The organism is Mycobacterium sp., assembly GCF_035697385.1.
Lineage (GTDB): Bacteria > Actinomycetota > Actinomycetes > Mycobacteriales > Mycobacteriaceae > Mycobacterium.
Window position 1 is genome coordinate 1 of sequence record NZ_DASSCY010000292.1, and the last position, 12933, is coordinate 12933.

Annotated in this window: 13 protein-coding genes; 6 read left to right on the forward strand and 7 right to left on the reverse strand. The window is 66.7% G+C overall.

Annotated elements, in window-relative coordinates:
- The coding region (locus VFH65_RS24870) for a VOC family protein (protein WP_353325145.1) at window positions 1-510 on the forward strand (510 nt) is incomplete at its 5' end.
- A gap of 76 nt (window positions 511-586) precedes the next feature.
- The gene (locus VFH65_RS24875) at window positions 587-796 is read left to right on the forward strand and encodes a three-helix bundle dimerization domain-containing protein (protein WP_353325147.1); all 210 of its coding nucleotides are present in this window, start codon (window positions 587-589) and stop codon (window positions 794-796) included.
- Here the strand turns inward: VFH65_RS24875 and VFH65_RS24880 are convergent.
- Together VFH65_RS24880 and VFH65_RS24885 are read right to left on the reverse strand one after the other, a co-directional pair.
- Window positions 793-1611, reverse strand: a complete 819-nt coding sequence (locus tag VFH65_RS24880; RefSeq protein ID WP_353325148.1) for an enoyl-CoA hydratase-related protein — start codon at window positions 1609-1611, stop codon at window positions 793-795. The two genes, VFH65_RS24875 and VFH65_RS24880, sit on opposite strands and share 4 nt — an antisense overlap.
- Window positions 1608-2777, reverse strand: a complete 1170-nt coding sequence (locus tag VFH65_RS24885; RefSeq protein ID WP_353325150.1) for an aromatic ring-hydroxylating oxygenase subunit alpha — start codon at window positions 2775-2777, stop codon at window positions 1608-1610. Before VFH65_RS24885 ends, VFH65_RS24880 begins: the two co-directional genes overlap by 4 nt.
- 67 nt (window positions 2778-2844) lie before the next feature.
- Between VFH65_RS24885 and VFH65_RS24890 the strand changes: the two genes are divergently transcribed.
- Window positions 2845-3651 (forward strand): PaaX family transcriptional regulator C-terminal domain-containing protein, encoded by an 807-nt coding sequence (locus tag VFH65_RS24890; RefSeq protein WP_353325152.1) that lies wholly within the window; start codon window positions 2845-2847, stop codon window positions 3649-3651.
- A gap of 63 nt (window positions 3652-3714) precedes the next feature.
- Here VFH65_RS24890 and VFH65_RS24895 read toward each other — a convergent pair whose 3' ends face one another.
- Window positions 3715-5586 carry a propionyl-CoA synthetase gene (locus VFH65_RS24895; protein WP_353325153.1) on the reverse strand — a complete coding sequence of 624 codons (1872 nt, stop codon included), beginning with the start codon at window positions 5584-5586 and terminating at the stop codon, window positions 3715-3717.
- A 41-nt stretch (window positions 5587-5627) separates the two neighbouring features.
- Between VFH65_RS24895 and VFH65_RS24900 the strand changes: the two genes are divergently transcribed.
- The 3 genes from VFH65_RS24900 to VFH65_RS24910 all read left to right on the forward strand — a co-directional run bounded on the left by VFH65_RS24900 (window position 5628) and on the right by VFH65_RS24910 (window position 7484).
- Window positions 5628-6488, forward strand: coding sequence for an alpha/beta fold hydrolase (locus VFH65_RS24900; protein WP_353325154.1), 861 nt, complete (start codon window positions 5628-5630; stop codon window positions 6486-6488).
- A gap of 136 nt (window positions 6489-6624) precedes the next feature.
- Complete coding sequence (locus VFH65_RS24905; protein WP_353325156.1) at window positions 6625-7098, forward strand: SRPBCC family protein; 474 nt, start codon at window positions 6625-6627, stop codon at window positions 7096-7098.
- 137 nt (window positions 7099-7235) lie between these two features.
- Window positions 7236-7484 (forward strand): DUF732 domain-containing protein, encoded by a 249-nt coding sequence (locus tag VFH65_RS24910; protein WP_353325158.1) that lies wholly within the window; start codon window positions 7236-7238, stop codon window positions 7482-7484.
- Between the two features lie 6 nt (window positions 7485-7490).
- Here the strand turns inward: VFH65_RS24910 and VFH65_RS24915 are convergent, their stop codons facing one another.
- From VFH65_RS24915 to kdpB, 4 genes are all read right to left on the reverse strand, one after another.
- A complete protein-coding gene (locus VFH65_RS24915) occupies window positions 7491-8171 on the reverse strand; it encodes a response regulator (protein WP_353325159.1) in 681 nt (226 codons plus the stop codon).
- Window positions 8168-10696 (reverse strand): sensor histidine kinase KdpD, encoded by a 2529-nt coding sequence (locus tag VFH65_RS24920; protein ID WP_353325161.1) that lies wholly within the window; start codon window positions 10694-10696, stop codon window positions 8168-8170. The genes VFH65_RS24915 and VFH65_RS24920 overlap by 4 nt, the downstream gene beginning before the upstream one ends.
- 7 nt (window positions 10697-10703) lie before the next feature.
- Window positions 10704-11576 (reverse strand): potassium-transporting ATPase subunit C, encoded by an 873-nt coding sequence (locus VFH65_RS24925; RefSeq protein ID WP_353325163.1) that lies wholly within the window; start codon window positions 11574-11576, stop codon window positions 10704-10706.
- 1 nt (window position 11577) lies between these two features.
- On the reverse strand, window positions 11578-12933 hold a 1356-nt coding region (kdpB, locus tag VFH65_RS24930; protein WP_353325165.1), incomplete at its 5' end, for a potassium-transporting ATPase subunit KdpB.

A 12933-nucleotide genomic window follows, 5' to 3' on the forward strand; every position in this document is an offset into this window, starting at 1 on the left:
CGGCTGGCGGGCTGCGTCGATCCGCGCGGTGCGCACTTTCGGCTGTGGCAGCCGCGTCGTCGGCTCGGCGCACAGGTCGCCAATGCGCCCGGTAGCTGGAATTTCAGCGATCTGCACACCGCGGACGCCGCGGCAGCGGAGGCGTTCTACGCGCCGCTGTTCGGGTGGGAATTCGACGATGTGGGTTTCGCGACGATGATCCGGCGGCCCGGTTACGGCGACCATCTCGCGGCCACCGTCGATCCCGGTATTCGGGATCGACAAGACGGAATCTCTGCGCCGCCGGGGTTCGCCGACGCGATCGGCTGGCTGGCGCCGCTCGACCAAGGGCCTGACCACTGGCATGTGACGTTCACCGTCGCCGACCGCGACCACTCGGTGGCCGTCGCCGAAAAGCTTGGCGCCACGGTGATTTCGTCGCAGGACACCGACTGGACGAAAAGCGCCTTGATCCGCGACCCGCAGGGCGCCGAGCTGACACTCAGCCAATTCACCCCGCCGCAGGGATGACGTCGGTGTCGTCGCCTGCCATTTGGCGCCCCCTGCACAAGTTGACCGATCGGTGAACGCGTCAGAAACTCTTGGGGTGATCGAGTTGAGCGAACAGACGGTCATCGACCAGATAATCGTGCGTCTGACTTCTCAGTACCCCACCATTTCGACGTCGACGGTGTCGACTGTGGTTCGCGACGTCCATTCCCGATACGACGACAGACCCGTGCGGGACTTCGTGCCCTTGCTGGTCGAGCGCCACGCGAAGAGTGAGCTCGCCCGGCTCGGCGCGATGTCTGGTTAGACGGAACGGGCCAGCCCCGGCGTCACCGGGGCGGTGCCGGCGCGGCGATCAGGATGGTCGCGTTCATTGAATTGGCGCAGGCCCTCATAGGTTTCGGACGCGACGATCGACCGGTTGAAGCACTGGGCCTCGACGCGCAGCCCCTCGTCGAGGGGCAGGCCCTGCCCGATGCGGGCCGCCTCGAGGTCGCTGCGCAGGGCCGGCTGGGGCAGACGGGCGACGGTCTCGGCGAGTTCGATCGCTCGCTGTAGGCACGTCCCTTTCGGCACGACCTGGTTGACCAGGCCGATGCGTTCGGCTTCCCGCGCGTCGATGACCCGTCCGGTGATGATCAGCTCGATCGCGCGGCGATACCCGAGAATGCGGGTGAGCCGTTGGGTGCCGCCGTCGGCCAGCCCGATGTTCCACCGTCGGCATGTGACGCCGAAGGTGGCGTGCTCGTCGGCGATCGCGAGATCGGTCCAGCACGCCCACTCCAGTCCGCCCGCGTAGGCGATGCCGTTGACCGCCGCAATCGTCGGCTTGTAAATGTGGGTCCATCGCGACGGGCCCAGCACGCCGTCGGCAGGGCTGGCGTCGACGTCCAGTTCACCGGCGAGTGCCGCCTTCAGGTCACCGCCCGCACAGAAGGCCTGATCGCCTGCGCCGGTGAGGACGCCGACGAGCGCGTCGTCGTCGGCGCGGAAGCGGCCCCAGGCGTCGACGAGCTCCCGATGTGTCTGCGGCCCAATGGCATTCATGCGTTGCGGGCGGTTGATCGTGATGACGGTGACAGGGCCACGCTGCTCGTAGATCAGGTGCTCGTAGTCGCTCATGCGTTACAGGTCAGCCTCTCGTCCAGGGTGGCGTGAAATCGCCCGATCGCGCTCTCGTGCCGACCGAATTCCACGAAAGTGTTCGCGCCGGCGTGCAACCCACGCTGCACACCTTCCGACATCTCGTTGTCTTCCACGCCGCCCTCGTTCAGCAGGTCGCGCGCTCCCGTGACCGCGTCGGGGTTGGCCGACACACGCTTGGCCACACCAGGCGTGACCATGGCGTAGATCGTGACGGTGGTGTGGTCGATGTCGATCGGGTCGATGGTTATCACCAGCACCTGATTGGGGAACGTCGCGACCATCACGTTCGGGAACAGGTGATACACGTACGTCACGCGATGGTCGACGTTCCAGGTCGATTCGGGCCGATCACGAAGTCGCTCAATGTTCTGATACGGGAACGTGATTCGGGTGTTCGGGCCGAACGACTCCACCACGTTGAGGTCGTCGTATTGGATCGGATAGAAGGTGTCCTTGTGCGTCGTGCGGATGTGGTAGCCCTCGAGGAACTGCTCGACCAGAACCTTCCAGTTCATCGCGCGCAGGGCTGGCCTCACGGCGAAGAGCCGCTGTGCCGGCAGCAGCTTGTCGCGCCACGGGCTGCCGTCGGTCAAGGCGGCCATCGCGGCATCGGCGTGTTGTTGCGACGCCGGCGGCTGCAGCGGGCCGATGACGATCAGCCCGTCGACCTCACGGCTGTCGACCTCGACCAGTCCCCGGGTGGGCATGTCCAGGTCGGGGAATGCCTCGGCGTGTGGGACATGCGAGAGCGAGCCGTCGAGGCGGTAGGTCCAGCCGTGGTAGCGGCACACCAACGCGTGCGAGCAACCAGGCCCTTCGACGAGGGCCATCCCACGGTGCCTGCACGAGTTGCGGAACACCCGCGCCCGACCATCGCGACCGCGCACGGCGAACAGCGGCACGCCGAAGGTGACGCGTTCGGCGTGGTCGCCGGCGTTGGGGATGGCTGCCGACGGTAGGAACACGCTCGGAAACGAGCGCAGAACCTCCAGCTCTTTGGTGAATCGGGTTGGGTCCAAGTAGTTCTCGACCGGCTCCCGCCATGCGTCACCTTCGTCGGTCGTGCCTGCGTCGATGTGCGCGAGGATGCGGCGGACGATCTCCACATCCTCGGCCACCGACGTCGTTGTCGGAGTGCCCATACTGTGGGAGTATCACACTATGATCGCCACGCGTCAACAACTCTGTGAGATAGGCAAGGATGGGCGGGTGCCGGCAACCACACTCGATGAGCGACGTGCCCGCGTGGCAGACCTGATCGGCGATCGTCCGCTGAGCGCGCGGTCCGTGCTCGCGACCGCCCTGCTTGGCGCCGACCAACCGCACCTGTCGGTCGGGGAACTCGTCGAGATGGCCTCGCTGTTCGGTATCAGCGACGGTGCGGCCCGCACCTGCCTATGGCGGATGGTCTCCAGCGGGGAACTCGTCGGCGACGACGGCACCTATGCGCTCGCGGGGCGGTTGCTCGAGCGGCGACAACGCGTCGACGAGGCAGCCAGGACCGACGACACGGCTGCCCCGCCGTGGGATGGCACCTGGGAGCTGGCTGTCGTCTCGCGGGAACGCCGGTCGGCGGCCGATCGGCTCGCGCTCCGTAAGGCCGCCACGGCGCTACACCTCGCCGAGCTACGTGAAGGAATCTGGTTTCGGCCCGACAACCTGGACCGGGAGCGCCTGCCGACGCTGCGCGCTGTGCTGGACCGGCAATGTGTGCACTTCCACGGCGCCGCCACCGACATTCCCGCCGAGACGGTGAGATCGCTGTTCAATCTTGATGATTGGGCGGTCGATGCCCGCAGGCTCACCTCCGCTATGCGCGACGAGCTCGACATCGAAGCGGTGGGGGCCTTCACCTATCTGTTCGAACTCTCCGTCACCGTGGTGCGTCATCTTCAGCTCGACCCGCTATTGCCAGCCGAGCTGATCCCGCGGCACTGGCCGGGACATGCATTGCGCAGCACCTATCGTCGCTTCGACGAGGTGTTCAAGCAGCGGCTGAACAACGCATTCGGCTGAACCGGGCGTTGACTCTGCGCACAGGGCGTGCGTTCCTTGTGTTTTCGCGCCATACGCGCAGTGTCAACGCATGAGAATCGGTTTGAGCGCGTCGAGCACCGCCGGGTCCTCGATGGTCGACGGCACCGGTTCGTCGCGGCCGTCGGCGATGCCGCGCATGGTCTTGCGCAGAATCTTGCCCGAGCGGGTCTTCGGCAGCGCGGGGACGACGTCGACGAGCTTGAAACACGCGACGGCGCCGATGTTTTCGCGCACCGCCGAGATCAGTTCGTCGGTCAGCCGATCGGCCGTCGCCCCGGCCTTGAGCACCACGAAGCCGCGCGGGACCTGACCTCTGAGCTCGTCGGCCACGCCGATCACCGCGCACTCCGCGACGGCGGGATGCCCCGCCAGCACCGCTTCTATCGATCCCGTCGACATGCGATGTCCCGCAATGTTGATCACGTCGTCGGTGCGGCCCATCACGAACAGGTAGCCGTCCTCATCGATGTAGCCGCCGTCGCCGGTGAGGTAATGGCCGTCGAACGCCGACAGGTACGCGGAGACGTAGCGGTCATCGGCACCCCACAGGGTCGGCAACGTGCCAGGGGGCAGTGGCAGCTTCGCGCAGATCGCGCCCTCCTCGTTGGCGTCGCATTCGGTGCCATCGGGTCGCAGTATCCGTACGTCGTAGCCAGGCATCGGCACCGTCGCCGAACCAGGTTTGATCGGCAGCGGCTCGACGCCCACCGGGTTGGCCGCGATCGCCCAGCCGGTCTCCGTCTGCCACCAATGGTCGACCACCGGAATGCCAAGTTTCTCCGACGCCCAGTGGTAGGTGCCGGGATCGAGCCGTTCGCCGGCCTGGAACAGGTACTGCAGCGCCGACAGGTCGTACTTGCCGAGGTGCAGGCCGTCCGGGTCTTCCTTCTTGATCGCTCGGATCGCCGTCGGCGCCGTGAACAACGCCTTAACCCCGTGCTCGGAGGCGACCCGCCAGAACGCGCCCGCGTCCGGCGTGCCGACCGGCTTGCCTTCGTAGAGCACCGACGTCGCGCCAAGCAGCAGTGGTCCGTAGACGATGTAGGAGTGGCCGACCACCCAGCCCACATCGGAAGCGGCCCAATACACATCGCCGGGCTGGGTGTCGTAGACATTCCGCATGCTCCACAGCAGCGACACCGCGTGCCCGCCGTTGTCGCGGACGATGCCCTTGGGCTTGCCGGTCGTGCCGGAGGTGTACAGCACGTACAGCGGATCGGTGGCCGCGACCGGGACAGCGTCGACGGGCTGGGCATCCGTCATCAGCTCGCGCCAGTCCAGGTCGCGGCCCGCCGTCAGCTGGCAGGGCTGCTGCTCACGCTGCAGGATGACGCACACCGGCGGGGCGTGTTCAGCGATGTCCAGCGCGTGGTCGAGCATTGGCTTGTAGTCGACGGTGCGGGTCGGTTCGACGCCGCAGGAGGCAGACACGATGGCGGCCGGGCGGGCGTCGTCGATGCGCGCGGCGAGTTCGTTGGCCGCGAACCCGCCGAACACCACCGAGTGCACCGCCCCCAACCGCGCGCACGCCAGCATCGCGATCACCGCTTCGGGCACCATCGGCATGTAGATCACGACGCGGTCGCCCTTGCCGACGCCGAGGCCGCGTAGCGCACCGGCGAACCGCGCTGTCTCGTCGAGCAGTTCGCGATAGGTGTAGGTGCGCTGCGATCCGGTGACAGGGGAGTCGTAGATGAGGGCGGGCTGCTCGGCGCGGCCGCCGTCGACATGGCGGTCCAGCGCATTGGCGCAGGTGTTCAGCTCGCCGTCGGGAAACCAGCGGTAGAAGGGCGGATTGGAGTCGTCGAGGATGCGCTGCGGCTCACGGGTCCAGGTCACCGCCTTCGCGGCGTCGGCCCAGAACGCCGTGGGGTTCTCGAGGCTGGCGTTGAACAGATCTCGGTATCCGGCCATAACGGCACGGTAGCGCGACGGCTCTTCTCTATGCTCCGTTTATGACCGCCGAACCGCCGCCCATCGAAGGCGTGCGCCGGTCGTTCGTCGAGGCCCGCGGCGTGCGATTTCACGTGACCGAGGCCGGTCCGCCAGACGGGCGGCCCGTCGTCGTGCTGCACGGCTGGCCGCAGCACCACTGGGAGTATCGAGATCTGCTGGCCGACCCGCCGCCGGGGCTGCGCATCATCGCGCCCGACCTGCCCGGCTACGGCTGGTCAGGGCCGCCGCCGCATCGATGGGCGAAGGACGATGTGGCGGGCGACGTGCTGGCGCTGATCGACGCGCTCGGCCTCGACCGCGTGCTGCTCGTGGGTCATGACTGGGGCGGCTTCGTCGGTTACATCATGGTGCTGGGGGAGCCGCAGCGGTTCGACGGCTATCTCGCGCTGAACATGGCGCACCCCTGGGTGTCACCGCGAACCTTGGCGCCGCATCTGTGGCGCCTCTGGTATCAGGTAGTGCTCGCGACGGCCGGAGTACCGCTGCAGCGGCACACGAAGTTGGTCAACCTCGCCTTCAAGATCGGATCCAACATCGATCCCGAAACGGCCCGTGTCTACGCCGACCGCTTCCGCGACCCAGTGTGCGCCCGCGCCGGCCGAGATACGTACCGCACGTTCCTGCTTCGCGAGATACCCCAGGGCGCAAGGAATCCGGAGACGCGGCGCGCGACCGTGCCAATCCGGGCGCTGTTCGGTACGGGCGACGCCGCAGTCGACCGATCGTTCGTCGCGCCCGAAACCGCCAATGCCGACGACTACACGCTGGAAACGGCGGACGCGTCGCACTTCATCGTCGACGAGCGGCCCGATCTGGTGCGAGCGAAGCTCATTGCGCTTGCCGAGGAAACCAGCCGCTGAAGATTGGGCGTTTTCGCGTACTAGCTCTCGGGTAGCCCGCCACCATGGCCAAAGCAGTGGCGATGGAGGCGGTCAGGGCGGTGGCAAGCCAGCTGATCTCCCGTCCTGTCGGGCCGAACCTGAAGGGAGTTGCAAAATGGAGTCTTCTCCAGCAGCAGTGGACAGCTCGTTGACCGTGCGACGCGACACCACGGCGACCCGGCAGCAAGTGTGGAACGTCATCGCCGATGGCTGGACGTACTCGCAGTGGGTCGTCGGTAACACCCGCATGCGAGCGGTCGACCCCAACTGGCCGGCACCTGGCAGCACCATCCATCACACGATCGGCGTCTGGCCCGTGGTGCTGAACGACGAGACAGTGGTCGAGACCTCCATCCCGAATGAGGAATTGGTCCTGCACGCCAAGGGTCGGCCGTTCGGGGGCGCACGAATCACGTTGCGGCTGTTCGACACCCCGGACGGCTGCCGCATCGAAATGGCGGAGGTGCCAGTCGGCGGACCGCTCAACTGGGTGCCCCGCCGACTGGCGCTGGCCGCGGCATACCCGAGGAACCGGGAATGCACGGCCAGGCTGGCTGCACTGGCGGAACGTCGGGCAGAGCCAGAATGAGCCCGACTCAGTCGCGCGGTGAAGTGGCGTGAACTTAGAAATACTAGTAAAGTGGACTCTTACCAAGAGTAAGTAGTCACTTAGCGAAGGTCTTCCCTGCAATGTGGTCCAGCGTAGGTCGGCTCTTGATCGCAGCCATGGCGGCGTCAATAGCGTTTGCAGCGCCGGCCGCGGCTGACGAAGGCGCCTACGTGCAGAAGCTGCAAGCCGAGTACCCGTTCCTGACATCCGAGCAGCTGCTTTCCGCGGGGCGAACTGTCTGCAGCGCAACCAGCGGCGGCATGAGCTCCGCGAACGCGCTCCAGGTGGTCCAGAAAGATCTCAGGGTTTCAGTGTCCGCTGCGGGCGATATCGTCGCCGCCGCTGTCGTCGAGCTTGGATGCTGAACGCCTTTACTGCTGGAAGCGGTATCCCATTCCCGCCTCGGTGAGTAGATGCACCGGGCGCGACGGATCGTCCTCCAGCTTTCGCCGCAGCTGCGCCAGGTAGACCCGCAGGTAGTGGGTCTCCTTCGCGTAGGCCGGGCCCCACACCTCTTTGAGTAGTTCCTCGCGGCCGACGAGCTTTCCGCGGTTGCGGACCAGCATCTCCAGCATGCCCCATTCGGTGGGGGTCAAGTGGACCTCCGAGCCGTTCTTGGTCACCTTCTTCGCGGCCAGGTCGACGGTGAACGACGACGTCTCGATGACGGGCTCGTCGGTGTCGGAGGCCGCCGCGCCGCGACGCACGGCCGCCCGAAGCCTGGCCAGGAATTCGTCCATGCCAAAGGGTTTGGTGACGTAATCGTCTGCGCCGGCATCCAGCGCTTCGACCTTGTCCGACGAGTCGGTGCGGGCGGACAGCACGATCACCGGCGCGGTCAGCCAACCACGCAGTCCCGCAAGCACTTCGATCCCGGACATATCGGGCAGGCCGAGGTCAAGCACGATGACGTCGGGACGGTGGTCGGCGGCCTCGCGCAGCGCGTCGGCTCCCGTGGCGGCTGTACTGACGTCGTAGCCGCGCACCGACAGGTTGATGCGCAGTGCCCGCAGGATCTGCGGTTCGTCGTCGATGACGAGCACCCGTGTCATGACGCGTCCTTCGGTGCGGCCAGGTCGATTTCGACGGTGAGTCCACCGCCGGGAGTGTCGGTGACGGAGATCGCACCGCCCATCGCCTCGACGAACCCGCGGGCGACCGAAAGGCCAAGGCCGACACCGATGCTGGTGTCGTGGTCGCCGAGCCGCTGGAACGGCGCGAACACCGTCTGCTCGGTGCCGCGCGGTATGCCCGGCCCTTCGTCGATCACCGCGATCAACACGCGGTCACCGACCTGGCCAGCAGTCACCCGCACGGGGCTGTCCGGGGCGTATCGCAGCGCATTGTCGACGAGGTTGGCCAGCACCCTCTCCAACAGGCCGGCGTCGGCCATCACGACGGCATCGGCGACGTCGACCTTCACCCGGTCCAGTCCACGGCGACGAAAACCGGTGACGCCCTTGCTGATTCCGAGCAGTGCACGTTGCACCGTCTCCTCGAGATACACCCGGCGCAACTCTGGACGCAGGACACCGGCGGCCAGGCGCGACGAGTCGAGCAGGTTGCCGACAAGCGCGGTGAGCTGATCGAGCGACTCCTCGATGGTGGCCAGCAGCTCGGCGGTGTCTTCGGCGGAGAAGTCGACGTCGTCGCTGCGCAGACTCGAGACCGCGGCCTTCGCGGCAGCCAGCGGCGTCCGCAGGTCGTGGCTGACCGCCGAAAGCAAAGAGCGGCGCAACTCGTCGGCCTGTGCGATGGCTTCGGCCTTACCGGCCTCCTCGGTGAGTTCACGCTGCTTGACCAGACCCGCCGCCTGTTTGGCGACCGCCCCCAGCACCCGGCGGTCGCGGGCGGCCAACTTCCTGCCCGCCATGAGCATCCAGTATTCGTCGTCGCCCACCTCGATGGCGGTGTCGGCGGTGTCGACGTTCACGCAGGGATCCTTGCCGACACACCCGACGATCGCGGATCCGTCGGGGCCTTCGTGCAGAAGGCTGACGGCGCGCTGCGAATAGGTCTCACGAACCCGCTCCAGCAATGTGTCGAGATCCGCGCCGCGCAACACCGACCCGGAGAACAGCGCGAGCAGTTCGGCTTCTTGCGATGCCCGCCTGGCTTCCCGGGCACGGCTCGCGGCCCCGTCGACAAGGACGGCGACCGCGATGGCTACGAGCAGCAGCACCACGATGGTGACGGCGCTGTCGGGTTCGGCGATGGTGAAGGTGTAGCGCGGCTCGACAAGAAAGTAGTTCAGCAGCAGCCCGGACAAGACCGCGGAAAGCACGGCGGGCGCAACACCGCCGAGCAGCGCGACGACGAGCACTCCGATGAAGAACAGCGCACTCTCGCCGCTGACTCCGAGCAGCGGGTCGAGAAGCCCGACGATTAGTGCGCAGATCGCGGACGGAACGGCAACGGCGGCAAGCCAAGACACCACATGGCGGTCACGCGGCAACAGTCGCGACCACGGAAAGCCGCGCGGCGCCTGGTCGTGGGTGACCATGTGGACGTCGATCTTCCCCGACTGCTGCACCACCGACACGCCGATGCCCTCGTCGAAGATGCGCGCCCACCGCGACCGCCGAGAGGTGCCGAGGACGAGCTGGGTGGCGTTCTCGTCGCGTGCGAAATCCAGCAGCGCGCTTGGCACGTCGTCACCGACGACCGTATGGAGGGTGGCACCGAGACTGCTGGCAAGCTCGCGCACCTTACCCATCTGCGGTGCCGAAACGCCTGCGAGTCCGTCGCCCCGCGCGACGTGCACGACCATCAGCTCGGCGCTGGACTTCGATGCGATGCGAGATGCCCTGCGCACCAGGGTTTCCGACTCGGCCCCGCCCGTGACGGCGACGACGACGCGTTCGCGCGCCTCCCAGGTGTCGGTGATCTTGTTCTCTTCGCGGTACTTCTCGAGCGCGGCGTCGACCTGGTCGGCCAGCCACAGCAGCGCAAGCTCTCGCAGTGCGGTCAGGTTGCCCCGCCGGAAGTAGTTGGACAGCGCCGCGTCGACGCGCTCGGACGCATATACGTTGCCGTGAGCAAGCCTGCGCTGCAATGCTTCCGGGGTGATGTCGACCAGTTCGATCTGGTCGGCGGCGCGGACCACCTCGTCCGGCACTCTCTCCTGCTGTTCGATGCCGGTGATCTGCGTGACTACGTCGTTGAGGCTTTCCAGGTGCTGCACGTTGACCGTCGAGATCACCGTGATCCCGGCGTCGAGCAGCTCGTCGACGTCCTGCCAACGCTTCGGGTTCTTGCTGCCGGGAGTATTGGTGTGGGCGAGCTCGTCGACCAGCACCACTTGAGGCTGGCGTTTCAGCACCGCGTCCACGTCGAGCTCAGGGAATTGCCTGCCGCGGTAGGGGATGTACTTCGGCGGCACCAGTTCAATGCCGTGGATGAGGTCGGTGGTCTTCTTGCGGCCGTGTGTCTCGACGACCGCGGCGACGACGTCGGTGCCGCGTTCCAGCCGGCGATGCGCTTCACCGAGCATCGCGTACGTCTTGCCGACGCCCGGGGCGGCGCCCAGGTATATGCGCAGCTCACCACGCTTGCGCTTGTAGTCGGGCGACGTCACTTAACCATCATCCACCTGGGAACTGGTGATCGAGCGCCATATTCAGTGCCAGCACGTTGACGCGGGGTTCGCCGATGAAGCCGAGGATGCGGCCTGCGGAGTTGTCGGCGACGACCTGCCTGATCTGGTCTGCGCTGACACCGCGGGCGGCGGCCACCCGATTGATCTGGATATCTGCGTAGGCCAACGAAATGTCGGGATCCAGACCGCTGCCGCTGGCGGTGACGGCGTCGGCGGGTACCTGCGGATCGGCGGCGGCCGCCCCGCGTACCGGCACGATCTGCCCGGCGCTGTAGTCCTCGCCGCTCGTGGCGCACTCGACGCGCACGCCTTCGTAGGTGTTGACGAACGGCGTCGGCGTCGTGTCGCAGGGTTCGTTGACGCTGACCACCTTGGTGGGGTGGACGATGTTGCCGCGCGCGTCGCGTGGACCGATTACCGACAGCACCGCGCCGACACCGTCACCGGTGCAGAACGGCCTGGCTCCGTTGACACCGTCGAGTTCGCCAATAGCGGCGCTGCGCTGACAGACCAGGGTGAGCAGGCTTGGCTTGTCAGGGGTGTCGACGACGCTCTCGGGTCCGAGGTTGCTTGCGCTGGTGGCCATCGGGTCGTAGCCGTCTCCGGCGGCCGACGGCCTGCTCTGGAAGTACTGCGGCAACGGCTTGCCGTCGCTGTCGGTGAACGACTGCCCAATAAGGCTGCTGCCCAACGGGTTTCCGTGTGCCTCGATGATCGAGCCGTTGGCCTGGTCGCGTAGGCCTGGGATCTGGGCGACGAGCCAGATGAACAGCGGATAGCCGAGGCCGAGGATGACAGTCAGGACCAGCAGCGCCCGAAGCGCCGCGGTGTGTTGACGAACAATGCTGGAGAATCTCATGTCACATCCCCGGGAAGAGTTGGATGACCAGGTCGATGAGCTTGATACCGAGGAACGGGGCGATGATCCCGCCGAGCCCGAAGATGTAGAGGTTGCGGCTCAACAGCTTTGAGGCACTGCTCGGTGTGTAGCGCACGCCCCGCAGCGACAGCGGGATCAGCGCGACGATGATGATCGCGTTGAAGATCACCGCGGAAAGGATCGCCGACTGCGGGCTGTGCAGGCGCATGATGTTCAGCAGATCGAGCCCGGGGAACAACGCGACGAACATCGCAGGGATGATGGCGAAGTACTTGGCGATGTCGTTGGCGATCGAGAACGTCGTCAATGCGCCGCGGGTGATGAGCAACTGCTTGCCGATCTCGACGATCTCGATGAGCTTGGTCGGGTCGGAGTCGAGGTCGACCATGTTTCCGGCCTCTTTGGCCGCGGACGTGCCGGTGTTCATCGCCACGCCGACGTCGGCCTGCGCCAGGGCAGGAGCGTCGTTGGTGCCGTCACCGGTCATCGCGACCAGCCGTCCGCCGGCCTGTTCCTTCTTGATCAGCGCCATCTTGTCTTCGGGGGTGGCCTCGGCGAGGAAGTCGTCGACACCGGCCTCGTCGGCAATGGCCTTGGCGGTCAACGGGTTATCGCCGGTGATCATCACTGTGCGGATGCCCATGCGGCGCATCTCGTCGAACCGTTCACGCATGCCTTGCTTGACGACGTCCTTGAGGTGGATGACGCCGAGCACCTCGGCCTTCGTGGGGTCGGTGTCGCCGGTGACGACGCGTCCGACCACCAGGGGAGTGCCGCCCGCCGCCGAGATGCCGTCGACGATGTCGCCGAGTTCGGTTGGGATGCGGCCGCCTTCGGTGCGGATCCATTCGGCCACGGCTCCGGCGGCGCCTTTGCGCAGCCGGTGCTCGCCGAGGTCGACGCCCGACATCCGGGTCATGGCGCTGAACTCGATCCAGTGCGCCGTATCGAGTTCGCCGGGAGTCCGTGCCCGCAGCCCGTATTCCTGCTTGGCGAACACCACGATGGAGCGGCCTTCCGGAGTCTCGTCGGCGAGGCTGGACAGCTGCGCCGCGTCGGCAAGCTCCTCGGCTGTGACCCCTGGCAGCGGCACGAAGGCCGCGGCCTGCCGGTTGCCCAGCGTGATGGTGCCGGTCTTGTCCAGCAGCAGGGTGTTCACGTCGCCCGCCGCTTCGACGGCGCGGCCCGACATGGCCAGCACGTTGCGTTGCACGAGGCGGTCCATGCCTGCGATGCCGATGGCCGACAGCAGCGCACCGATGGTGGTCGGGATCAGGCACACCAGCAGCGAGACCATCACGATGCCGGTCACGCCGTTGCCGTTGAGCGCCAAGCT

Coding starts and splice junctions, on each gene's coding strand:
- VFH65_RS24895 (WP_353325153.1), bottom strand. CDS start 5,586: ATGGCCGGATACCGAGATCTGTTCAACGCCAGCCTCGAGAACCCCACG.
- VFH65_RS24915 (WP_353325159.1), bottom strand. CDS start 8,171: ATGACACGGGTGCTCGTCATCGACGACGAACCGCAGATCCTGCGGGCA.
- VFH65_RS24905 (WP_353325156.1), top strand. CDS start 6,625: ATGGAGTCTTCTCCAGCAGCAGTGGACAGCTCGTTGACCGTGCGACGC.
- VFH65_RS24910 (WP_353325158.1), top strand. CDS start 7,236: ATGGCGGCGTCAATAGCGTTTGCAGCGCCGGCCGCGGCTGACGAAGGC.
- VFH65_RS24900 (WP_353325154.1), top strand. CDS start 5,628: ATGACCGCCGAACCGCCGCCCATCGAAGGCGTGCGCCGGTCGTTCGTC.
- VFH65_RS24925 (WP_353325163.1), bottom strand. CDS start 11,576: ATGAGATTCTCCAGCATTGTTCGTCAACACACCGCGGCGCTTCGGGCG.
- VFH65_RS24880 (WP_353325148.1), bottom strand. CDS start 1,611: ATGAGCGACTACGAGCACCTGATCTACGAGCAGCGTGGCCCTGTCACC.
- VFH65_RS24885 (WP_353325150.1), bottom strand. CDS start 2,777: ATGGGCACTCCGACAACGACGTCGGTGGCCGAGGATGTGGAGATCGTC.